Genomic DNA, 21923 nt, shown 5'->3' on the forward strand with positions numbered 1-21923 from the left:
CGAAATCCAGAGAAGTGGCAGCAGGTGACGCGACTGCTTGTTCTACCCCTGCCCCTGCTTACAGACAGAACTCATCCGCCAGCGCATGCACTTCCTCTTGGGTGATCCCCAAGTAGCGCATGGTGACTGCCGGACTGCTGTGAGTCAGAGTCATGCAGATCAGCTCGATGGGCTTGCCCGTGTTGTGCATGGCCCAGCCTCGGGTTTTGCGCATGCTGTGGGTGTTCAGCCGGAGGCCAATACTGCGCCGTTCACCTACGGCCTTGAAGGCGCGGGATACCACGGACCGGGACAGGGGCTTGCCGAGTGCCCTGGCCCGGTTGCTCTCGCTCTGAAACAGGTAGACATGATCCGGGCGTTCCCGCCGGCGCCGGTCGATGACTTCACGGGCAGCGGCATTGATGCGGATGATCCGGCGCTTCTTCGTTTTCCCCTCGACCATTCCAGGGTATCGCCGGCTACCTGGTCGTAGCGCAGGCTGCGCAGGTCACTGATCCGTAGCGCCAGGTTGATGCCGATTTTCCAGATGTCGGCATATACCTGACCGTGGCCGTCGGCCAAGGCGTATTCGATGCGCCGGATCTGCTCCGGGGTCTTGGCGGCTTCGACGTGGCTCATGGGCGGGACTCTAATTCACAAAATTAAATTGTGTGAAGTAGAGGCACGACCGGCAAGTCTTGTTCTGCTGGCTATGGCCAACCGCCGTGGTACGGATCCGTATGCCCGGTGGTGTGGGCGGACGGGAGCCAGCCTCCCTCCGACCCGATATGAGTCCATCGGAGACAGATTCCGGTTCTGGACTCTCACGTTTGCAAGGCACTTGCCAGTTGATTGCGTTTATATGAAGATGCAATCAATGAGGTCTTAGGAGTGACAAGATGGCAAGCGTGACCGTAAGAAATTTGCCAGATGAGGTGCACCGTGCGATTCGCGTGCAGGCTGCCCATCACGGCCGCAGCACCGAGGCGGAAATACGCGCCATTCTGGAAGCCGCAGCCCGGCCGCCCGAGCGCGTCAAACTCGGTTCCATGCTGGTATCCATCGCCCGCGAGGCAGGTGAAATGACCGATGCCGAAGTCGAGCACCTCAACCAGCTCCGCGACAAGACGCCGGCCGAACCGATGGGTTTCGAATGATCGTCCTGGATACCAACGTCATTTCGGAGTTGTGGAGGGTCGAGCCGGATCCCAACGTGCTGGCCTGGATCGACGCACAGACGGTTGAAACGCTCTACCTTTCGGTCATCACCGTGGCCGAGCTGCGCTATGGTCTTGCCACGATGCCAGAGGGCAGGCGTTGCACGATCTACCAGGAGCGTCTGGAGCATGATGTGTTGCCGATCTTTGGGGACCGCGTGCTGCCCTTTGATCTGGCTGCCTCTCAAGCCTATGCCGACTTGATGGCGCGGGCGAGGACGGGAGGGAAGGCAATTGGCCAGGCGGATGGTTATATCGCCGCCACTGCCGCTGTTCACGGTTTGATGGTCGCAACACGGGACGTCAGTCCTTTTGATGCGGCTCAGCTGAAAACCATCAATCCGTGGGAAGTCGGGGCATGACGGGGCTTCCGGGACCAGAAAAATCGGCAAAACGAACGAGTTGAGCCTCCCCCGGCTTTAGCCGTGGGGAGGCTCAACTCTGGCGCAGCAGCGCCAAGATCGGCGCTGGCAAGTTCAGGCCGCTACGGTCATTGCGACCGGCTTAGCGTACGATTTTTTCCGTTTTCTGAGACGACCCCTGGCTGAGCTCGAGAAAGGGCTTATGGTAGGGTATCGGTCGCCGAATCATCCCTAAAAATCCAGCGCGCCGGAAAAAAGCAACCCCTCGCGGTGCGCTGATCTGACGGGAAGCGGGAGGGGTGTTGTTACCAACAGTTTCGCCTTGTTTGGGCTCGTTGTCAACCGGTCGGCTACGATCCGGCCCCGGCCAAGTTGGTGGCGATGGTTCATGCCGACAACTCCTCAATTATCGACCACAGGCGGCACACAAATTGCAGTAAGAGCGTCCACAGCGCGCCCTGTCGGCTTTGTACAGGATGTACCCGCTAGAACCTTACAGCTGAAACCAGCAAGCTCCCTCACAGTCGCTCAATGCGATGGCCAAATCTCGATTTGGCCGCTCCTGCTCGGGAAGTTCTGGATGCAGTGCCCAAGGATGTTCTCGCGCGTATGGCGGCCTTCCTGCACCTGACCACTGCGTATATCGCGCCATTGAGCGTAACTTGCCCGAGGAGGCGCGGTTCTTGTGCCGATAGGATGCCTTATACCGGCGTGCCGAGCCGATCGTGGATATGCCGGATACGACGCTCGATCTCCCCTTCCGCGTGCTCCAGCAGAACAATGGGCGACTCTCCAAGCGCGCCCGTACCAGGGAGTGGCGGCGCTGACTGAAGCTGAGGTTGCGGCTGCGGCCGCTGAACGGATCTAGTGCAATCTGTTCTATCGGTCGCGGTCAGGTAGAGCGATTGATGGCTTCCCGTAACGCCCGCTGAAAGGCCGAGTGCCGCGGGTACAGAGAACGGATCCGCTGCAAGAACTGCTCGCCGGCGCGAGGTTGGCTTCGAGCGCAGGCCGTCTCGTAGCATGCGGCGACGACGCCGGCCGCACGAGGGTAGGCGCGGCGGTGTTGATTGCCGACAATGCCGTCGCACCGAGCTGCCGCTGCCTCCATGCACCACGCTAGCCACGTTTCAGTCTCTTTCGCGGACAGAGGGCGCTGCGCCAGTGATTGCGCCAGCGCGACCCGGTAGCCCTGGGCCAGCGTCTCGGTGCCGAACTGATCCCGCTGCGGAACCCGCTCTCCGTTGGGGAGTGCATACGTCGTGGTCACGTCGGCACGCTGCCAGGCACCTGCGGCCACTGTCGCCGACCAGAGTTCCGTGGTCATAGGGCCGGGTTCAGCGCCATCCGCACTAGACAGGGCCATCAGCGCAGAGATGAAGACCACCGACTGGGCATTTGTTCCTCTCGACCAGCCCAACGAATCGGCCTCCTCCGCCAATGTTCTGGCGCGATCCCATTGCCCGGCGAGCAGGGCGGCAAGGGCTGCTGCGGGTCCGTTGGTGTATTTTTGGGAGAGTGACGGGCCTGTCAGCTCAGCCCCAGGAGTGCCGCATTGGGGCCGCAGGGACTCATCGCCTCTCGAGCCGTTGGCCGTGAGGTGTTCTACCGCCCTGACAAGCCACGCCGCCTGGTCATCGGCGTTGCCGAGCGCTTGCCAGAGTGCCAGCAGGCGATCTGTCGTCGGATCGGTCAGGAAGGCGTCGTAGCGCAGCCGCGCCAGCAAGGTCTCGTCGGCCGGGTCCACTGCGTGCGCCACGAGGTCGGCCAGCTCGGCCCGAATCTGTGCCCGAGGGGGGAAGCACTCAGCCGCAGCGCGCTCGATCTCGATGGCCCGCGCTGCGTCTCTTTGCTGGATCGCCATGCCCACGGCATCAAGCCAGGCCAGGGGGCGCTTAATGCCATCCCGGTACGCCAACGCCGCTAGGCCATCAATGCCGTGGCGCTCCTGCGTTGCCGCGCGCAGCCAAAGATCGCCGAGCGGGTCGAAACGCCCCTCTAGCGCGGAGAGTAGCTGATGCAGCGTGGTATCCCAGGCCGGTAGGGTGGCTCTGCTGGCCTCGGCGATCTCACGCAGGGTGATATACAGCGTGCTTGGTTGCCCTGAGAACCCGACAAAGCGGACTCGCTCCGCTGCTTCGCAGAGGGCCATCGGGCGGTCCTCCGTGTTGGTCGCCAGATAGACCGAGCGTAGATACCGGGCGGCGTGCTCGCGCGCACGCTCCGGATCCTCTTCCTCGAGTCTCGGTGCGCGCCCGAACTCATCCTCAAAATCGATTAGCTCCCAGACCTGCTCGTACCCCGCCCGCGCGCACTCGGCACGCCCGTGCTCAAGCTCGTTGCCGATCCGCTCCAGGGTGCTATCCACTAGAGGGATCACGTCGGCGAACGGCCCGAGCGTATCTTCGTCCTCATCGGGGAACGGGGGGGTCATCTCGGCCTCCCACTTCGCCGCCACAATCGCTTGCCGCAGTTCCTGAATAACGGCGTCGAGATCAATGGCCCAATCGCTGGGGTCAGTACCGGAGCCACCCTTGGAGTCTTCGCCGCCAAGCGCGTCACGAATCCGCCCCAGAAACAGCGCCCGCTCCCGTGGATGGCAGTCATCGGCCATGGTGTGCAACAGCGAGCGCAGAGCCTCGGTATCCTGGTCGGCGAGAAGGGCGGCGAGTTGGTTGTGCAGGGATTGGTGGGTCAGTGGGGGGGGGCATGTCGATCCTCCGGGAGCCGTACTCGGGTTTTTGGTTCAAGCGCTTACGCACCGCCAGCCAATCCGCTAACACACGCACAAACAGAGTACGCGCCGTCTCTTCGTCCAGGGGGCTCAGTACCCTTCGTCGAGCTGGCGTAGACTACGGTTAGTCCGATTCATGGTGCAGCATCGGTTGCGTCGTCCATCATGGGTCAGCAGTCCAGGGCTTTCAATGTGCGAGCTTGTGAGCTGATAATCAAAGACCTGAAGAACTTCCTGGAGCTTCCGTTGGGGAGCGCTGGTCGCTGAGACAGCCGTACCATCAAGCAGTTGCAGGTGGGCAGCAGGGACTGACCGTGGATTTCGGCGGCCGCAAGCCCGCAGCCGCTATTTCTCCCGCGCTTGAAATCGCAGGTTGCATTGTGGAGCACCGATGAAACGAGTGACCGAGGTAGAGGCTCTGCTGTAAGAGGCTCACTTCTTCCGATCTGCTGGCTCCATGGTCTCGAAGGGTAAGGCCTCTTCGTGGTGTCCACTTTGTTACACTGTGGGGCTTCGGTACAGCGGCTGGGACTGGAATGCGCATAGGAGATAGCGGCGCTATGTACGCACGCGCGCTTCACGCATTGACCCGGCACCATGGCACCAGGTTGAAATCGGCGGAGAGACACATACCGGGGTGTCGATCATCGCTAAGCAGCGCCCACTTTTTCAAGAACTGGAGGTGAGGACACCGGAGCAGTCGAACGTCGGCTAAGTTGTGCCAAACCAAATGTGCAGCCCTTGCGAATCAAAAGGTTAAATCTGTGACTGTGGAGCCTGGGTGCACAAGACCTCGACCGCGATCAGCCAAAACCACGCGACGGTGTGTATCGAGGCATTGCAGGTACGGAACATGTCCAAGTCAGCAGCGGGTACAGCCGAGCAACCGGGCAAAAACGTTCGGGCCAAGTCGGGCGGAACAAGTCCATCCTCGATCAGGGCTGGTTCGAGTTTCGACGCCAACTGGATAACAAGCTCCATTGGCGAGGTTGCTGGTTCATCGCCGTGGCGCCGCAAAACACCTGTCGAACCTGCCCGTGCTGTGGTCACGTCTCGGCGGAGAACCGGGAGACGCAAGCTCGGTTCCAGTGCGTGGAATGCGGCTTCGAGGAAAACGCCGATGTCGTCGGCGCGATCAATGTTTTAAGGGCGGAGCACGCCCGGTTCGCCTGTGAAGTGAGCGATGCAGTATCAGGCCGGGGAGGATGTCAAGATACCCAATCTCAAAGCCCTAGGTGGACTCGACCGCGATCTGCAACAGTCGTTGTTGAGCCAGATCCGCGACCTCTGGACCCATACCTCCACCGCCCTGGAGGGTAACAGCCTCACCCTGGGCGAGACCAAGTTCGTCATCGAGGAGGGGCTGACGGTCTCCGGCAAGCCGTTGAAGGATCACCAGGAGGTGACGGGGCATGCCCGGGCCATCGAACTGATCTACAAGGCGCTGGGCGGGGAAGTCACGGAATCGCACTTGTTTGACCTGCACCGGGCGGTGCAATCAGAACTCGTGGCGGACATCTACAAGCCCTGCGGGGCCTGGAAGGTGGAGCCCAACGGCACCTATGCCGTCACCGAGGAGGGGCGCCAGACCTTCATCGAGTACGCCCCGCCCGAAGACGTGCCCACACTGATGGCGGGGTGGCTGGCCGAGCTCAATCGGCTCGCTGAAGAGTCCCTGAGCGAGACGGACGCGGTCGATGCCTATGCCAGGTTGCACCTGGGGTTCGTCCACGTACATCCGTTCTGGGACGGCAACGGGCGCCTGGCCCGTCTGTTGAGCAACATCCCGGTGCTGCGTTCCGGCCATCTGCCGGTGATGATCGATGTGCGCGACCGCAAGGAATACATCGACATCCTGGCCCAATACGAGCTGGCAAGCGGGCAACTCACGGCCGAAACCGGTGTCTGGCCCGCCGAGGCCCAGGAGGCACCCTTCCGGGCGTTCTGTCAGCGGTCCTACCAGGCAACGCGGCAACTGGTTGAACAGGCGAGTGAGCAGCAGGCGAGGCGCAACCTTCGCCACAACGCGCACAAACCGCACCCAGACCGGGATGACCGATGACTGGCTGAAACGCCAGGGCTTGATCCGCATCCGCGATCCATGGATGAAAGCGCATGGTTATGCCTGAAATCGTCGTGTGATCACTTCTTGTGAACCGTTTGGTGCGGACCCGCATGCTAGGTGGTGTGGGGAGGGCGGGCCAAACACCCGCACTGACCCGATTAAAATTGAGTCGTAAATAGACATACCCCCAGCCCTACTCTTTACCCACAGGTGTCACGAGTCGGGTGTCGCCATGCCCGATGAGTGGGTGGCCGGGCGGGGGATCCGTGTTGCGGTTGAGGTGGCCACCCAGGATGGCGATCTCACGCACTGCGTCGGCAAGGCGACCGGGGCGCTCGCGGCGTCGGGATCGGGTGTAATCACCCAGGATGCGCAGTTCGGTGTCCGAGAACAGCAACTCGGCCGGCAACTCCGGGGCCTCGCGCCCGAGCAGGGTCATGAGCATGACGCGCCTGGCGATGACCATGCGGATGGCAATGGCACGCTCAGACGCTCAACACTGTGGTGACCGTGTGCGTCGATCTTGCAGCCGGATTTCACAGATACTTCTTGAAGGTGCTTGCCGCCACCACAACAGCTAGAGCATTGAGCGCGGCGAACGGAAAGATGATCCAGGCGGGATGGACCGCGACCGGCATGGCGAGGTAAATCACCCAGGCTAGGATCAGCGTCGGTACGAGCAACCGCTTGGCGTGGTGGTAAACGAAGGCGCTCTCGCGACCTCCGCCCCAACGGCGCAGATCACGCTGCACGAGACCATCGACCAGGGCGACGAGTGCGAACAGGAAGAACACCGGCGTGGCGAGGGTCAGCACAGCCACGCGCACCGCGAAGACCTGGGTGATGGTCAGGGCCGATAGGACGTAGGGCTCGATGGCGTCGTAACCGCTGCGTAGGGCAGCCTGGATGCGCCCGCCCCGGGGATCGGCTGGTTTGGCGAGCCAAGCGAGTGCGTGTTCCAGGCCGGTGAGTTCGACCAGGCCCCGATAGGTGTTTTCGGCGAAGCTCTGGGCATAGCCCGCGGGGTCATCGGTCAGCAGGGCGCGGCCGTAGTCGCTGTCCAGGTGCTCAATCTCGGCAGCGAGCATATCCTGGCTGTGCTGGAGACCGGCCTCCGGCCAGACCCACGTCTGCCCGACCCACTCGGCCAGGATCGAAAATCCTAGGGCCACGATAAGCCACATGGCAAACGAGCCGACCCCGCCAAGGAGCCAACCCAACCAGCCTGGCTGCTGCGCTGCAGTCTGAGTCTTCGACCCGGCCATCAGCTCCCCTCCCTGGGCAGCGGGATCGGCTCCGGGCGGATCAGGTCCTCACCGGTGTTGTACGCCTCGGCCATGTGCTCGGCGATCTCGGCGATGTGCTCCGGCATGACAGGATCGCGGCCGGGATGCGGCAGCGGCATCCGGATCTTGTAAAGATGACCGCCGTTGAGGAGCGCAAAGGCCTGGCCTTTGGGAAGGGCGAGTACATCGGCAGGGGTGAGCATCTGCGTCTTCTCGACGGAGAGGCGGTCCTCATTGCGCGAGGTGAACTGTTCGCTCGTCTCCGTATTGGCCGTATCGTTGACGCCGCTGACCTCCATGAGCGTATTGATGCGCACCTCTGGCAGCTGCGCGGTGAGCATTTCGGCCGTGGCGTACTCCTTGACCCGGAGCATGATCAGCGTATTGAAGTTGCCGGCGACTTGGCCGGCTTTGGGCTTCGACCCCAGACGGGCCTCGACATCGCTCCAGGTCTGCGTGTACGCCGTGACCTGAAAGCCACTGCCGCCGGCCTTGTTGAGCATCGGTACGAACTCATCGCCAATGAGCTCGTTGAACTCATCGGCGTGCAGATTGACCACCGGCATCTCGGCACGCCGATCCGGCATGCCGACGTCCTGGCCGTGCTTGTAGATTTGCCCAGAGACCGAGCACAGGTCGGCGAACATGGCATTGCCGACTGCGGAGGCCACTTCGGTATCGGCCTGGGCGTCCAGGCCGACGTAGACCACTCCCCCGGTGCGAATGATCTCGCGCCAGTCGAGGATCGGCCGAGGGTCCGTCATGTCGGTGTAGTCGGGGGCGATCAGCTCGGCGCTTTTACCGGTGGTCAGTTTCTCGAGCAGTGGCAAGAGCGAGGCGACGATCTTGTCGAAGTAAGTCTTATCGTACTCAAAGGCTGAGCGCAGTCCGTCGGCGACCGGATCACTCAGGCTGCGATCCTTGGCATAGAAGACCAGGGCGACTGCTCGCCGATCCCGGCCCTGCAAATGCCGAGGGATTTTGCCGTCTTGCTCTTGTTGGCGAACCGCCTCGCGCCAATCCTTCGGGCCGACCTGGGCGAGCCAGTGTTCGTAATACTCAATAAGCAGCGGCTCAATCTGCGAGACATCGCGCAGGATCTGCCGGTAGTCGGGGCGCCTGCCCAGCGCGACCCGCGCCTGAGCGACGACATTGACGAAGCGCCAGGCGAACTCGCGAAACGCCGCCGAATTGCCCTCGCTGGGCAGAGGACGAGTGGTCCGGGTCGCCACCTCGGTGATCCGCCCGAAGGAGCCGACGGCGTTGTAGCGCGCCGAGTGCTCCGGGTAGCCAAGATGGAACATGAAGAACTGCTCCTCGCGATGGGCCCGACAGGCCTCGGCGTAGACCCGCTTGAGCAGTTCCGCATCGCCCTTCGGGTCGAAGACGACGACGGTCTCCTGGCGGCGGATATCCTGGGCAATGAGCAGCTCGGCCAGTCGCGTCTTACCGACCCGCGTGGTGCCGAGCACAAGCGTATGCCCGACGCGCTCGTTGAGGTCCTGGTAGACGTCGCGCTCATGCGGCTCGACACCGTGCAGCGCTGCTCGACCGCCGACCGGTGGCAGCGGAGCGAGCGGGTTCCACCACGCACGCCGGCCCAGCAGCTTCGCCACAGCGTGAAGCAGGGGCTTGCCCTCCCAATCGACTTCGACGCGCCGCGCCCACTCGTAGACCGGGCCGGGCTCGATATAGTGCTGAACCTCCGGCTTGATGGTGTCCCACAGCCGCTGCGTATGCTTCTGCGTCCAGCGAAAACCGCGGCCGAGGTAGAGCCAGTGGCGTGAGACCGGGATCTGCCCCGAACTCACCCGGAACTCCGGCAGGACTCGGAGATTGCGCTGGTAGCGAAGAATCCACCACCCCTGATACCCCCGGTAGAGGGCCAGAGCAGCGAACACGGTGGCCGTCCCCCAGGCCAGCTCCCGATTCATCATCAACGCCCAAGGCGCATAGGCGGCGATGGCTGCAGCCATACCGGCCGTGATGGCCGAGTAGAGTTCGACCGGGGGGCGCAGGAGGGCCTCAATCGGGTGCTGTCGGCTCATTGCTTCGGCCCCTCCGGGGTCAGAACCACGGGGTAGCGGCGCACGCCGAAGTGCTCGGCCAAGCCGTCACCAGGGCCAACCTGAACCCATACGCCGTCGGCGAGATCGCGGACGCGCTCAAGATCCGTCCGCTCCTGCGCCTCCACCAGGAGACACACGGCGCCGACCTCGAGCAGAGCGTCGCGATGCTGCGCCAGCCATCTCAATGAGCGCTCATCTCGACCGATCAGGCACAAGGGGCGCGGGAGTTCGGCCATGCGTTCGCGGTACTTCGCGGTCACGCCGACTTCTAGCGGCCCTGCCTGCATGCGGTCGGTCTCCACGGGCAGCAGGCCCTGCGCCTCAGCGGCAATCGCTGGCTCGGGTGGATCCGGCGGCGAGATGCGCTCTGGCTCGCACCGCAACGCCTTAAAGGAGTCCTCGAAGCGCTCGATGTAGGGTTGGATCGGTTCGCCACCGCCGGCGTCCAGTTCGAGCTCAAAGGCGGCCGCTGAACTGGCGCAGACCACCCCTAGCGCGAGCCCCCACACCCTGCTCTCCGGCAACCGGCGTCGGACTGGATGCTTTTTGATCACCCCAGTATCCCCCTAATTGTGACAGTGACTTGGGAGATCATCTCCACAGACTTTTCCACAGCTTCTGTGGATAACTACAGGCACGGCAGGTCTCCTTCGCCTAGACTCGCCTCCCTCCCCGCCCGTGTCCCCGGTTGGGCTCGAGCGGGTCGATCACCACGAGCCGTGGGCCGATGGGGGCCAATCCGCAGGTGAATGCGCGCCCCCCGCTGAGATCGCTGCCGAGCAGCGCAGAGGGGTGCTGTGTCTGATGAGCTCTGAACCAGTTGCCCCCTCCACGTCATTGGTCCTCCCCGAGGGGAGCTTCGAGGTGTTCGGCTACCGCCTTGCGGTGAGCCGCAGCGGCTTGCGGGTCCGCCGGCGCGTGGTACGCACCCGCGGCATCGAGCCAATCGCCGCGCTCTTCGTAGTGCGCCCGCAGGATCGCGGCTCCAACCTTTAGGTTCGTCTGTGGCTCGAGTGACTCCGATAGCGTCGCAAAGCGCTCGCCGTGCCAATACCAGTTGACCTGCATCAGTCCCACATCGACATTGCGCCGACCGGCGGCTCGGTGCTGTCTCAGCGCCGCTTGCGCGGCCTCAAGGCTGGCGTGGCGCTCGGGTTTGCCGCCGACATTGAGCGTCCACGGCCAGGGCTTATAGCGCCCGGAGTTCAAGGCGGCGCCGGATTCTGCGGCGGCCAGCGCGTAGAGCAATTGCGCCGGCACGTCGACGGCTTCAGCCACGTCCTGGTAGAGCACCGGCGGTTTGGCGGCGGACATCGCTGCTGCTCCGGTCAGTGTCACCGCAAGGAGAGCGGCTCCCAACGAGCCCCATCTCGGCGATAGAGGGCCGGCACCTCGAGCTCGGCCAGGACGCCTTGGTCGCGATTGAGCGTCAGTCGCTGCGTCTCGACCCACTGCGGTGGAACCTGCTGCTCGGTTGCCCATTTGCGCACCTCGTGATCCGATTCGGCATCGACCACGAAGACATCGGCCTCCCAGCCCGTACCCTGGTCCAGGGCACCAATGAGGCGCTCTAGGGCTGTGTCGCAGGCCGCGCAATCCTCTTTACGGGTGACCAGCGCAACCCGGTCGCCTGGCCGGATGTCTTCGATGGAGGCCTCCTGCTGTTCAGCCGCTTGTTCGGCGTTATCGTGCTGTGATGCCCCCTGGGCGGCGCGTTCGCCGGCCTCGTTGGCAAAAGGGGTCTCGTCGGGATAGAGCCGATCCCAAGCGTCGTCGTAGGCGTACTGGAAGGCGAGTTCCTGACGGACCCGCTCGCGCTCGCGTTCGACCGCGATCTCCGCCATGCGCTGGCGCTCCTTGGCCGAGCGGGCGTGGATGCCGAGCACCCAGACCGGATCCAGATCCGGACTCCAAAGCCCACGCGGGCCTTCCATCAGTGACTCGTAGCGCGCCCACTCCTGTTCGCTGAGCTCACCCCACTGGCTGCGATCGAGGGGCTCGCCCAAGCTCGAGGATCGCTCTTCGTGCTCTTGCAGTTCACTCGGTGCGCGATCGCTCGCTGCCGCAGGCAGCATGCCCAGCAGGCCGGCCCCCAGCGCGGCGCACCTGATCCAAGCGCGTGCGTTCATGTCTGCGCCTCCGCAATCCGTTCGGCGACTATTTCTGCAGCCTCGACGTCGGTGCAGTGGTGCTCGCGCATGATCCGAGCGCGTTCTGTCTTCTCCTCCTTCTCGGTCTGCGCCAGCGCCAAGGCAATCGGTGGGGGGACGTTGCGAAACAGGGCCTCCACCTGGTCGGCGAGGACGACGCCTTCGACGTACTTGCCCGGCTCTTTGCGCGCCGACAGCAAGAGAGCCTTTTGCTCCTCGGTCAGGTCCTTGAAACGGGCGATCTGCTCGACCTCCTCTTTGGGCATGACGAGGCAGAGCCACCACTCCATCATGTTGAGCATCTTCTTCGAGGCGTCGGGGAAGTCCTCCAGGTTCTGCGTGGCGATCCAGAACCAGGCGCCGAGCTTGCGCCACATCTTTGTGATCTTGACCACGAACGGCGCAAGCAGCGGGTTGGTGGTGATGATGTGACCCTCGTCGGTGAGCACCAGGGTCGGCCGGCCTTCGTGCTGATGCTGCTCGACGAGATCGTTGATGTGATTCATCAGACCGATGTAGGTCACGGTCAACTGATCCTCATACCCTTCGCGGGCCATAATTCCGACATCGACGATGGTCAGGTCGGCCTCCGGCCAAGCGGTGCCGGGTCGGTTGAAGACCTGGCCGGCGAAGCCGGAGCAAAACAGCTCCATGGCGTCGGCCATATCCCGGATCCGCTGGCCCCGCCCCTCGGTCAGCGACTCGGCGCGCGACTCCTCGCGAAGCGCCTGAGCAACGTCCTCGGTCAGTACCTGGTCTCGGCCGGTATCGCTGTTGCGCACGTTGCGCGCCGCGCGGATGATCGCGCTGCGGATCGTGTGGCGGTCGGTGCGCGTCATGCGCGCATCCTCCTTGGGCTCACCGCCGGTGATCATGATGCGTGCCGCGAGCTCCATCTCGCCGAGCAGATCCCGGGAGCCGCCCTCCTCGTCCTCAATCGCCTCATCGCCATCGACCATCCCAGCCTCGGTGTCGGTATCTGCCGCATACTCCTCGGGCCCATGCTGCTCATCGGCATCGATCTGATCGAGCAGTCGCATGGCCGGGGAGAACGGCGGCAGGCTGACGTCTCGGCCGGGCTGCAGCGAGAGCTGATTGACACTCAGCCCTTTGGCAGCGGTGTAGCGACCAAGCAGCCCGAAGGAGTCACCGGCCTCGATGACGAAGATCCGCGGTCGATAGATCGCGAGCATCTGCATCATCAGGTAGGTGAGCAGCGCACTTTTGCCGGCGCCGGTCGGCCCAAGAATGAGGGCGTGGGCGTTCTTCTTGCGGTCGGCTGAGTGGAGCGGGTCGAAGACCAGCGGCTCGGCACCGCGGTTGTAGAACAGCATCCCCGGATGTCCGGTCCCGCGCGTGCGACCGTAGAATGGGGCGAGTGCGGTGACGTGGTCGGCGTAGACGTAGCGCGCCCGCCGCGAGTAACGCTCCAGCCGCGGGTCGTAGGCCATCGGCAGACTGCGGATGTAGTTGTGCAGCGGCAGAAGCTCGGCTTCCTGCGCAATGACTTGGATCCCGTTGCTCACCAGCCGAGAGGCCAGTTGCTGGCGCTCGCGTACCAGCTGCCGGTCGGTTTCGGCGCGCAGATAGAAGGCGATCTGGGTTGGGAACAGCTTGTTGCCCCGGGCCATCTGCTCCTGAGCGACCGTGGCCTCCTCAAGGGCAAGCTGGCTCTCGATGTTCTTGCCGCCGGAGGCGGCTCGGACTTGGGCGATCTGATTGCCGACCTCGTCCTGCGGCGCGATGGTTACGGTCAGTGCCAAGATCGTCCCCTCTGGGCACTTATCGAACAGCGCGTAGATGTTCTCTCCGCTGCGCCGTTCACCGGTGAAGTGCCCAATGCGCGGCGGATGCCGCAGCCCCTGGGAGAAAACGACGGTGTGCGGGAGTCCATCGAAGCGCCACACCCCCGCCTCATGATCCGACTCGGGCATGGAGAAGTTGAGCAGCCCGGCGAAATCACGTCCCGTTGGCAGCGCTTCGTCACCCGGATAAGGGGCGATGCGTATGAGCTCGCGCGGATCACCATCCGTGATCGACGGGCGCGGGTTGAACCAGGGAAGGAGCCACTCGTAGAGGTCCTTCGCACCGCAGCGGCGCACCCCGACCCCGGCGGATTCAAGGGAAACGCGAAGCTGGCCGAGCACTTGCTCAAGCTCTTCGTCGGGCGTTAGATCGCCGCCAGCGCCTCGCCGGTAGAGGCAGAGTCGGGTCCGCCGCCGCTGCCCACGCCAGTTTCCGCCCGTCACCATCCGATCGGTGAATACGCCACCCTCGCGCGAGATCCGCCACAAGTGCTCGTCGAGATGATGGCAGTAGATCGCCGTAAAGTCGCTCTCACCGCCGCGCTGCCGGGCGTAGTCCCGAATCCGGTCTGGAAGATCGGTCAGATTCGGCTCATCCTGGACGAACAGCTGCAGGACCCAGGGCGAGTGCTCGAGTTCGGGGATTGCATCGGCAATGGCCGTCTGCAGGTTCTCCAAGAGCTCCTCTAGGAAGGCCTGCGTCCGGGCCTCGCTCGAGGCCGGCGTGAGCTCCAGGAGCACGCCAACGCTGTCGCGGTGCTCCAGCAGAAAAATCTGCGTCTGTGCGTCGTAGTCGGTCCACGGCAACAAGTCGGTGAACGACTCCGGACGTTCGTAGAGCTCTGCGTACTCGCGTTCCTTGGGACTGCGGGGCGTGGAAGGGGGGATTGCCCGGTGCGCTGAAGCCGCCTCGCTTCCCCGGTCGAATCCGTTATTCATGAACAACTGGTGCAGCATTCGCATCAGCGCGCCTCCGATTCACCAGGCAGCGCGTAGTGATCGCGCTCGAACATCGGGAACGTAGTGCTATAACCGGGCACCGGGGCCTCGTCCGGGGTCGCCAGGTGTGGGTAGACGTACATCACCATCGACGGGTTCGGGACCCGGCCAAAGCGCGGCTCGAGTTCGTCGTGTGCCTGCCGGGTGTAGCCAGCGAGTGCTGCGGCGCCGTCGGTCAGCCGCTGCGCCGGGGTGCTGTCATTCGGCGGTACAACACGCCGGCTCGCCTCATCGCCCTTTTGATCTTCGCCAGCAGCCGCCTCGTCCCGGGTGTGGGCCCGGCCGGTCCCTGGGGCCAGTTGTTGCCGGCCATCATCGATGTCACCACCGGAATGCTGGGCCATGTGGGCCTTGTAGATCTCATCGGTGCGAGGCCCCTCGGGATAGACTTGTGGTGTCCCCTCCTGCGTAGCGCCACTCTGGGCGCAGCCGGTCAGCGCGCTAGTCGAGGCGATCAGGGCGAGCAGTATGGTGCTCGCCACGCTCGAACGGCTGATTGGAGAGGCTGCGTTGCAAGTCCGGACGCTGATCATGGGATACCCTCCTGCCGTCGGGCTCGTAGTCGATGCGCAGTTCACGGTCGATATGCACCGTCACTTCCTGGCCGGCTGGGGTGAAGATGGCGTCGAAGTGGTTCTCCTGGCGCCGGCGCAGCCACTCTAGGACCTCCTCGGCAGCGCCCGAGGCGGCCCGACCGCCGATGAACCGGCCCGTATCACCGTCGATGATCGTCTGCGTAAAGCCTTGCTGGCCGATCATGGTCTCCGTCTCGGCCTGGGCCAGCGCCTCCGATGCGGCTTGGCCCGCTGCAAGAAAGCCAGCCTGGGCCAGGAACGCTGGGGCATTGCTTACTCGGTCGCCGGCGATACAGGGCACACCCTGCGGGTCGGTGATATAGCCAATCGGCGGGTTGGCCGGATCGCCTTCGCCCATTCGCTCCCCGGAGGCCTTCGCGACCTTACCGCTTCCATCCGTTGCCTCGGCGGTGCGCACAGAGCCGTCGCCTGGATCGGGGAAGGTGCGTGTGGTGCCATCTTCAAAGAGGAACGTGGCGCTGTGGAGCGTGCCGCGTACACAGGAGAGGGTCCAATCGCCGAAGGCGGTGCCGCTGAGGATCATGCCTTCCAGGCCAGGGATCTCCATATCATTCGCGGCCAGGTTCTCGCTGCCGACGACCACCTTAAACGGTGCCGCATCCTCGACCGAGCCCTCGCGCGGGATGCGGCCGATCAGGGCGGTCAGTGTACTTGAGCCCATGAGCATGCTATTGCGTGGCACCGTGTAGACGGCGAGTTCCTCCGGATCCGCATCGGCCCGTTGAGTCTCGGTGGGTTCGGTCTCTTCTGAGGCGCTGGCATCGGCCTCGGGGCCCGTCCACGCCTGGTGCGGAGGGCCCGAGCCGTCGTCTGTCGCAGGTGAAGCATCCAGCGGATCGATCCAGGTCAGTTGCTCAGCGGTTGTCGACGGCGAGCCGCGCTCCGCCTCGGGGTCCCGGGTCAAATCGGACGGTCGCAGTCCATCCTCGATCGGAGCGTCCTCGTCCTCAGCTTCCCCCATCAAGCCAAGCGGCTGCTCATCGGGCGCAAGACCGAGCCCAACGGGCCAATCGGTCTCATCCGCCGCCTCTTCTTCTTGTTTCTCGGCCTCCTTCACGCGAGTGGTCAGCTGTTCAATGCGGCCCATGAGCGCCTCGTGGCGCTCTTCGGCGTGCGCATCGGGACGCTCCGCCTCCTCCTCAACCTCTTCCAGCGCCTGCTCCATGGCCTTAAGCTGCTGCTCAAGGCGCCGATTCTGCGCGGTGAGCATGCGGATCGTATCCGCCTGTGTGTCTACATCCGCTGGATCCATCGCCTCTCCGGGGCCGAGCTCATCGGGATGAGCGACGGTGGCTGACTCCGGCGTCTCCTCCTCGCCACCGACCAGGATGACAACGAGCAACAGGAAGCCGACAAGACCGCCGAGGATCGGGAGTAAGCGGTTGCTGCGGGTCTTGCTCGCCATTACCGACGCCCCCAGAAGCTCTCCTCAAACGGACGATCCGAGATCAGGTAGACCGCCGTGGTGTCGGCCTCGTGGCCGGCCCCCTGCAACCGGGCGTGCTGAAAGGTCGCTGCGAGCCAATCGCCGCGTAAGGATCGAGGATCGAGTACCACGGGTTCGAAGGTTTGGTTGGTCAGTCGGACCGCCGTGATGTGATAACCACCCCCGCTCCAGGCGGCGATCGGTTCGGCTTCGATACGCGCGCCCCGTACCAGGGCGATCGACGCATCGTCGACGCCCACCGACCGAATCCCGGGATGCGCAGGCCGCAGCCGCTCGGGAGCGTAGAGGTTCTGCGCGGCGTAGCGTGTGAGCGTGACGTAATCGACGATCGGTGGCTTGCCGCCGCTGGGATGCGCTTCGGCGGGCTCGGCATCGGCCGCCGCATCTTGCGCTTCGTCATGGATGATGAGCTCACGCCCAGGCCCGTCCTCGCGCGCCTCCACATCGAGCATGAAGGAGCGTCCGGTGTGCGGCTCCTCGACCAGAGTTCGTTTGGCCTCGAACGCCTCGGTCGGCTGGAGATAGAGCACGCCTTCGCGGGAGAGTACGCGCAGGCGGTCGTTGAGGGCCGGCGGAATGCCGATGCGTGCTTGGTCGACCGGCAGGCGTACGATCCGCTCCCCCTGAACGGGCAGGATCACCCGGATCGGAGTGCCATCCCAGACCACGCGCTCCGGGGCAGCCCCCCCTTGCGAGGCGGGCTGCTTCGGCGAGGTGAGCGCACCGGCGGCGTCGGCCGCAGGCTCCCTGGCTCCAGGCGTTTCACCGGATTCGCCCTCGGAAGCTGCATCCGCGGGTTGCTCGGCCTCAGAGTCCGTCTTGAACTCCGGTAGGGGCAGCGAAAACGCATCCTCCCCGGCCGTGGCGAAAACCGGCGCCAGGCCCAACGCGATCGCACTGGTTAGTGTTCGGGCTCGCACCGTTGACCTCCGATGTAGTAGACGATCCGCTCAGGAGCTTGCGAGAGGTCGGCCCAGACCCAACGACGGCCCTCAAGCATGGCCTCACAGGAGCGCTCGGAGGGCATTTCCGCCTCCTCCGGCTCGCCCCGCTTCTTTTGCTTCGTTTCAGTCGGCGCCTCTGCCCCGACCTCCTGGGTCGCCGCCTCCGGCTCGTCAGAGACCTCCGGGGACGCAGACGGCGCACTGGAGCAGCCGGCAAGGATCCCGCACCCCCCGATGAGGGCCACCACTAGAGGCTTTACCGAATCGAACGGCCTCACGGGTGTGCCTCCTCGACTTGGAGCGCATGCAGAGTGCCGTCGCGGTGGCGAAGCACCGCAACCTCGGCTTCCGGATCCACCGTACTGACCCGCCAACGGGTGTCGCCGACGGCCTCGCCGGGGCGATAGCGTGCCGCTTCCCCGTCCTGAGCCAGGATGATCAGCGTTGAGCCAGCCCAATGCTCGAAACCGAGCAGACGAGCCTCTTCCAGCTCGGGCTGCTCTGGGGCCTTTTCCAGTGCCGTAAGGCGATCATCCAGGCTGTCGAGCCGTGCTTCACTGACCCCGGGAATCTTCTGCTCCAGCGCCTTGAGTTCAGCAGCCAGATCCTCAGCGCGCTGCTCCACCCGGGTGATGTGCTCGGTCGAGGGCAGTCGTGTAAGCGCCTCCTCATGGGCCTCGAGAGCCTGCTCGATCTCCTGCAGGCCGATCTCCTGGGCCTGCTCCAGAGCGGCCATCGCCTGCTCCCGGTCCTCGGCTGCTTCATACAGCCGTGTGTCGAGCTCCTGCTCCAGGGCGCCTATCCGCTGCACGATTTCGGCCAGCTCGGGGGCAGGTTGGGCATCATCCGTCTCCTCATCGTCCGAGGCGAGCCCGAGACCGAGGGCGAAGAGCACGACCAGAGCGCCTGCTCCAGCGAGCGCAAGGAGCTTGATTCGAGATCCGCCGCTGGCTGAGGCAGTCTCGCTATGATTCTGGCCCAAGCCCTCGCAGGCCTCCCCGAACATGGACGCCTCAAGATCGGCCCCGTGGTCGGGTTCATTGCCGGATTCGCGGCCAGGGGGTTCCACGCTTCTGGACGGGTCGGATGCCGCATGCGATCCATCTACCGGTGCGGTGGCTTCGCTCTCTTCAGCCGACGGGGATTCGGCCGGTCGCTTCGTTCGGTTTCGCTGGCTCATCGGGTCACCTCGTTGAACCAAGACTCGGCCTTGTCCGGATCGCGCGCCGCAATCTCTTCAGAGGGGGGGATCTCCAGCGTGGCGCCTGCTATGAGCCGATTCGGGTCGCCGCGGATGAAGGCTTGAGGATTGGCCTCGTACACCGCCTGGCTCGCGGCCTTCGGCTGTTTCGGTTCCACACGGGCCGCGATCTGATAGAGGCTGGCGCCGCGGGCAACTGGCCCGAAGGTGCGTGGCTCGACGGGGGCTGCCTGTTCGCCAGTCAGCCGCTCGGCGCTCGCCTCAGCGCCCTCGCGGTAAGGTGATTTCGGCTCGAAGGCCACGGTGCGTGCAACCGGGTCGACAAGCAGCCGCCAGGGCGGACCGCTCAAGGTCTTGAGGGCCTTGTATAGGGGCATGGGCCCCAGTTCGCGGTGGACCTCAGGCAGGGGGCGGCTGGTCAGAACCGACGTGGCCGAGAGTTCTTGGAACGCATAACCACTCGGCTTGAGCAAATGCTCCAAGGCCTCACCAACGGTCACGATCTCCTGAGGAAACGTGATCTGCACAACGGCCTCAAGCGGCTGAGCCTGCGCTTCGGTCGGGGCGGCCTCGACGCTGGAGTAGCGCCCGACCTGCTCCTTGGCATCGGCAAGAGCCGGGGTCATGGCTGTGATCACAGCTGCGATCATGAGAGCACGCATGCAGCACATCCTCAGCGCTCCAAAGCAGTGGGTCGATCTAGGTTGCCGCGCGACGCGAAGGTCGTGTCGGCAAAACTCAGCCTCGCTCGGTGGGAGTTTTCTTGGCAGCGCGCAAAGGGCGCCGAAAGGGCAAGGGAAGGGCTATAAGGGAAGGGGGGTTGAAGGGTACGGGGCCTAGCTACACAGAAAGGGCAAAGGGCCATCCGTGAAAGGGCCAGTGGTCTCTGCGCAGCTTCAGAGGATCCGGCCGGAGCGTGATTGGGCCCTTTTCTGCTCCGGTACGCCAGCCATACGACCGACCTGCGCCTTAATCGGCGGCCTCGTGTGCCCGTGTGGCCTGCAATGGCAGCTAAGCACGCGGGAACCACCCTGGGTCATGGTGGATCAGCGCCCGAGTCGCGGGGATCGTCGCGCGATAAATCGATTTCGGTGCCGGACTTGATGCCAAGATCTTCCGCTCGCTCCGGATGCAGCTCCAGTGCTGCATCAACAGGCTGAGGCGGTCGGTATAGAGCGCGCCCAGGTTTCATGTGCTCAGTCGCGACGATCGTGCCATCCGCGATCCATGCGATCACCAGAGGACAAGCGACATTCTCCATGTGAAAACTCGGCTGGCGTTGGTCCGGCCAAATGAACAGGATTTTCTCTGACCGGATCTGCTCAGGAGTCGCGTGCTGAAATCCTTGGGAGCGAGTGCGCGAGGTCTTCGCGATCCGCACGTCGACCCACTCTCCATCTATGCGGATGGACGCTTGCGGCCAATCCTCGACGGTCGACGGAGCGGGATCGCACACTAGGACGATGGCTAGTGCGAGCGTTGCAACCGTGAGCGCAAGGATGGCGCCTCTCATCGGTGTCTTCATCGCGCACGGGTGCCGGAATTGAGTGCCGTACAGCGTTCGCCAGCGCGCCAGAGGCCTGAACCTGGTGACAACGGCTGTTGTGCCTTGAAATACGGTCTATTCAGCGAGATCCTGCGCACGACCCACTTCGATACCACAAGTCAGAGCGCTCAACAATTCCGGGCTATGCTCTGAGGCAGATAGCGGAGGCGATTCAAGCTCAGCTTTTCAAGCTGAGTGATCACAGACCGCCAAGGCGTTATGCTCTCCTTCAGGCCCGGTTGGCGGTGCAGGAACTGGGCGAGCGTCTGAAGGCGGAAAGACGAGGTCGATAATATGGCCGGAGCGACCCTCCACAAGCGAGCGCACACGATGCCTCAGCTGCGCGAGGAGATTCGGTGAGGCTCTTTACCCCGCTCTCAGAGGCAACTGCGCCCCCTCTCGAAGCCCCCGAAGAGGCCTTTTCGGGGCCGTGTGCCAGCTTCTCGAGACACCAACCCCCGGGTACGCGATTAGAAGGGCGTTACTCCAGCCTCGTGCAGAGAGGCAATTCGGCGCATGTTGTAGCCCCGATCCTAACGATTCTTGAGCACGAGTCGCCATGATCCACACCCTCCCCGGCAACCGCCTTGAGCACTTGATCGACCCGCTCGCCACCCTGCTGGCGATGCCGGTCGATACCCCCCTGCAGCCCGATATCGTCATGGTCCAGCACCCGGGCATGGCGCACTGGCTGAGCATGCGCCTGGCCGAACACCCGCAGCGGCGCATCGCGATGAACATCGAGTACCCGCTGCCGGTGAATCAGATGTGGCGGCTGATTCGCGCACTGCTCGGCGATGACGAGGTGCCGGTCAGCTCCCCCTACCGGCGCGAGGTCTTGACCTGGCGACTCTACCGCCTCTTAGCGAGCCCGGCGGTGACCGATCACGACGCCTTCGCCGAACCGAACCGCTATTGGCAGCAGCAGCAGAGCGCGCGGCAGCAAGCGCTGCGCCGTTTTCAGCTCGCCGAGCAGCTGGCCGATCTCTATGAGCAGTATCAGCTCTACCGCCCCGACTGGATCTTCGATTGGGAGCGCGGCCGGGAGCAGCACTGGCAGGCGGCCCTGTGGCGACTCCTAACCGCCGAGCACGCTGCTCACCCACTGCGCCTGCTCGAACGTGCACAGGCGCGCATTGAGACCCCGGCGCAGCCCCTGCCGCAGCGCCTCTTTCTCTTCGGCATCAATACGCTCGCCCCAGTGTGGCTCGATTTCATGGCGGCGCTGGCCGAGCGCGGCGGCATCGACTTTCACCTCTTCTATCTCAACCCCAGCGATGAGTACTGGGGCGATTTGGTCAGTGAGAAGCAGCAGGCGCGTCTCCGCGCCCAGTGGCTACGGTCTCACCCTGCGCAGGCCTCTGAGGACCTTGAGGACCCCGATCCACTGCTGCTAGAGGCCGGCAACCCGCTCCTCAGCGGCCTCGGCGAACAGGGGCAGCAGTTCGTCCGCCTGCTCAGTGGCGCAGCCAACCTCGAAACACCGCTCTTCTTAGAGCCCACGGATGAGACCCTGCTCGCAG

At 64.1% G+C, this 21923-nt stretch carries 21 protein-coding genes; 5 read left to right on the forward strand and 16 right to left on the reverse strand.

The window, feature by feature from the left end; genetic code table 11:
• Positions 1–58: 58 nt before the first annotated feature.
• Positions 59–442: a tyrosine-type recombinase/integrase gene (locus CKO15_RS06265; RefSeq protein WP_200193655.1), complete on the reverse strand. Its 384-nt coding sequence runs from the start codon at positions 440–442 to the stop codon at positions 59–61.
• 436 nt (positions 443–878) lie between these two features.
• Between CKO15_RS06265 and CKO15_RS06270 the strand changes: the two genes are divergently transcribed.
• Positions 879–1136, forward strand: coding sequence for a FitA-like ribbon-helix-helix domain-containing protein (locus CKO15_RS06270; RefSeq protein ID WP_090255716.1), 258 nt, complete (start codon positions 879–881; stop codon positions 1134–1136).
• Positions 1133–1558, forward strand: coding sequence for a type II toxin-antitoxin system VapC family toxin (locus CKO15_RS06275; RefSeq protein WP_200193658.1), 426 nt, complete (start codon positions 1133–1135; stop codon positions 1556–1558). The genes CKO15_RS06270 and CKO15_RS06275 overlap by 4 nt, the downstream gene beginning before the upstream one ends.
• Before the next feature lie 892 nt (positions 1559–2450).
• Here CKO15_RS06275 and CKO15_RS06280 read toward each other — a convergent pair.
• A complete protein-coding gene (locus tag CKO15_RS06280) occupies positions 2451–4172 on the reverse strand; it encodes a hypothetical protein (RefSeq protein ID WP_200193660.1) in 1722 nt (573 codons plus the stop codon).
• Positions 4173–5117: 945 nt separating this feature from the next.
• Between CKO15_RS06280 and CKO15_RS14085 the strand changes: the two genes are divergently transcribed.
• Complete coding sequence (locus tag CKO15_RS14085; protein ID WP_338036010.1) at positions 5118–5612, forward strand: zinc ribbon domain-containing protein; 495 nt, start codon at positions 5118–5120, stop codon at positions 5610–5612.
• On the forward strand, positions 5560–6354 hold the full coding sequence (locus CKO15_RS06285) for a Fic family protein (protein ID WP_242464612.1): 795 nt from the start codon (positions 5560–5562) through the stop codon (positions 6352–6354). The genes CKO15_RS14085 and CKO15_RS06285 overlap by 53 nt, the downstream gene beginning before the upstream one ends.
• A 196-nt stretch (positions 6355–6550) precedes the next feature.
• Here CKO15_RS06285 and CKO15_RS06290 read toward each other — a convergent pair whose 3' ends face one another.
• The 14 genes from CKO15_RS06290 to CKO15_RS06355 all read right to left on the reverse strand — a co-directional run bounded on the left by CKO15_RS06290 (position 6551) and on the right by CKO15_RS06355 (position 20379).
• On the reverse strand, positions 6551–6796 hold the full coding sequence (locus CKO15_RS06290) for a hypothetical protein (RefSeq protein ID WP_242464613.1): 246 nt from the start codon (positions 6794–6796) through the stop codon (positions 6551–6553).
• 97 nt (positions 6797–6893) lie between these two features.
• Entirely contained in the window at positions 6894–7622 is a 729-nt protein-coding gene (locus CKO15_RS06295) for a TIGR03747 family integrating conjugative element membrane protein (protein WP_200193665.1), read from the reverse strand.
• On the reverse strand, positions 7622–9691 hold the full coding sequence (traD, locus tag CKO15_RS06300; protein WP_200193667.1) for a type IV conjugative transfer system coupling protein TraD: 2070 nt from the start codon (positions 9689–9691) through the stop codon (positions 7622–7624). Before traD ends, CKO15_RS06295 begins: the two co-directional genes overlap by 1 nt.
• Positions 9688–10266, reverse strand: coding sequence for a PFL_4695 family integrating conjugative element protein (locus CKO15_RS06305; protein ID WP_200193669.1), 579 nt, complete (start codon positions 10264–10266; stop codon positions 9688–9690). Before CKO15_RS06305 ends, traD begins: the two co-directional genes overlap by 4 nt.
• 280 nt (positions 10267–10546) lie before the next feature.
• On the reverse strand, positions 10547–11026 hold the full coding sequence (locus CKO15_RS06310; protein ID WP_200193671.1) for a transglycosylase SLT domain-containing protein: 480 nt from the start codon (positions 11024–11026) through the stop codon (positions 10547–10549).
• Positions 11027–11046: 20 nt separating this feature from the next.
• Positions 11047–11841: a TIGR03759 family integrating conjugative element protein gene (locus tag CKO15_RS06315; RefSeq protein WP_200193673.1), complete on the reverse strand. Its 795-nt coding sequence runs from the start codon at positions 11839–11841 to the stop codon at positions 11047–11049.
• Positions 11838–14630 carry a conjugative transfer ATPase gene (locus tag CKO15_RS06320; protein ID WP_242464614.1) on the reverse strand — a complete coding sequence of 931 codons (2793 nt, stop codon included), beginning with the start codon at positions 14628–14630 and terminating at the stop codon, positions 11838–11840. Before CKO15_RS06320 ends, CKO15_RS06315 begins: the two co-directional genes overlap by 4 nt.
• Positions 14630–15148, reverse strand: coding sequence for a TIGR03751 family conjugal transfer lipoprotein (locus tag CKO15_RS06325; protein ID WP_200193675.1), 519 nt, complete (start codon positions 15146–15148; stop codon positions 14630–14632). The genes CKO15_RS06320 and CKO15_RS06325 overlap by 1 nt, the downstream gene beginning before the upstream one ends.
• Positions 15108–16667: a TIGR03752 family integrating conjugative element protein gene (locus CKO15_RS06330; protein WP_242464615.1), complete on the reverse strand. Its 1560-nt coding sequence runs from the start codon at positions 16665–16667 to the stop codon at positions 15108–15110. Before CKO15_RS06330 ends, CKO15_RS06325 begins: the two co-directional genes overlap by 41 nt.
• Positions 16667–17629, reverse strand: coding sequence for a TIGR03749 family integrating conjugative element protein (locus CKO15_RS06335; protein ID WP_338036011.1), 963 nt, complete (start codon positions 17627–17629; stop codon positions 16667–16669). The genes CKO15_RS06330 and CKO15_RS06335 overlap by 1 nt, the downstream gene beginning before the upstream one ends.
• Positions 17611–17931 (reverse strand): hypothetical protein, encoded by a 321-nt coding sequence (locus tag CKO15_RS06340; RefSeq protein ID WP_200193678.1) that lies wholly within the window; start codon positions 17929–17931, stop codon positions 17611–17613. The genes CKO15_RS06335 and CKO15_RS06340 overlap by 19 nt, the downstream gene beginning before the upstream one ends.
• Positions 17928–18833: a hypothetical protein gene (locus CKO15_RS06345; protein WP_200193680.1), complete on the reverse strand. Its 906-nt coding sequence runs from the start codon at positions 18831–18833 to the stop codon at positions 17928–17930. Before CKO15_RS06345 ends, CKO15_RS06340 begins: the two co-directional genes overlap by 4 nt.
• Positions 18830–19516, reverse strand: coding sequence for a PFGI-1 class ICE element type IV pilus protein PilL2 (gene pilL2, locus CKO15_RS06350; RefSeq protein ID WP_242464616.1), 687 nt, complete (start codon positions 19514–19516; stop codon positions 18830–18832). The genes CKO15_RS06345 and pilL2 overlap by 4 nt, the downstream gene beginning before the upstream one ends.
• Before the next feature lie 374 nt (positions 19517–19890).
• Positions 19891–20379 (reverse strand): DUF192 domain-containing protein, encoded by a 489-nt coding sequence (locus tag CKO15_RS06355; protein ID WP_200193682.1) that lies wholly within the window; start codon positions 20377–20379, stop codon positions 19891–19893.
• 580 nt (positions 20380–20959) lie between these two features.
• On the opposite strand from CKO15_RS06355, the gene CKO15_RS06360 reads away from it, so the two are divergent.
• The coding region (locus CKO15_RS06360) for an exodeoxyribonuclease V subunit gamma (RefSeq protein WP_200193685.1) at positions 20960–21923 on the forward strand (964 nt) is incomplete at its 3' end.

This window comes from Halorhodospira abdelmalekii (assembly GCF_016583625.1).
GTDB lineage: Bacteria > Pseudomonadota > Gammaproteobacteria > Nitrococcales > Halorhodospiraceae > Halorhodospira > Halorhodospira abdelmalekii.

Excerpts from the sequence above, each read along its gene's own strand:
- CKO15_RS06345 (WP_200193680.1), bottom strand. The coding sequence starts at position 18,833 with ATGAGCCAGCGAAACCGAACGAAGCGACCGGCCGAATCCCCGTCGGCT.
- CKO15_RS06355 (WP_200193682.1), bottom strand. The coding sequence starts at position 20,379 with ATGAAGACACCGATGAGAGGCGCCATCCTTGCGCTCACGGTTGCAACG.
- CKO15_RS06320 (WP_242464614.1), bottom strand. The coding sequence starts at position 14,630 with ATGCGAATGCTGCACCAGTTGTTCATGAATAACGGATTCGACCGGGGA.
- traD (WP_200193667.1), bottom strand. The coding sequence starts at position 9,691 with ATGAGCCGACAGCACCCGATTGAGGCCCTCCTGCGCCCCCCGGTCGAA.
- pilL2 (WP_242464616.1), bottom strand. The coding sequence starts at position 19,516 with ATGCGTGCTCTCATGATCGCAGCTGTGATCACAGCCATGACCCCGGCT.
- CKO15_RS06330 (WP_242464615.1), bottom strand. The coding sequence starts at position 16,667 with ATGGCGAGCAAGACCCGCAGCAACCGCTTACTCCCGATCCTCGGCGGT.
- CKO15_RS06315 (WP_200193673.1), bottom strand. The coding sequence starts at position 11,841 with ATGAACGCACGCGCTTGGATCAGGTGCGCCGCGCTGGGGGCCGGCCTG.
- CKO15_RS06290 (WP_242464613.1), bottom strand. The coding sequence starts at position 6,796 with ATGACCCTGCTCGGGCGCGAGGCCCCGGAGTTGCCGGCCGAGTTGCTG.
- CKO15_RS06275 (WP_200193658.1), top strand. The coding sequence starts at position 1,133 with ATGATCGTCCTGGATACCAACGTCATTTCGGAGTTGTGGAGGGTCGAG.
- CKO15_RS06270 (WP_090255716.1), top strand. The coding sequence starts at position 879 with ATGGCAAGCGTGACCGTAAGAAATTTGCCAGATGAGGTGCACCGTGCG.
- CKO15_RS06280 (WP_200193660.1), bottom strand. The coding sequence starts at position 4,172 with ATGGCCGATGACTGCCATCCACGGGAGCGGGCGCTGTTTCTGGGGCGG.
- CKO15_RS06265 (WP_200193655.1), bottom strand. The coding sequence starts at position 442 with ATGGTCGAGGGGAAAACGAAGAAGCGCCGGATCATCCGCATCAATGCC.
- CKO15_RS06310 (WP_200193671.1), bottom strand. The coding sequence starts at position 11,026 with ATGTCCGCCGCCAAACCGCCGGTGCTCTACCAGGACGTGGCTGAAGCC.
- CKO15_RS06295 (WP_200193665.1), bottom strand. The coding sequence starts at position 7,622 with ATGGCCGGGTCGAAGACTCAGACTGCAGCGCAGCAGCCAGGCTGGTTG.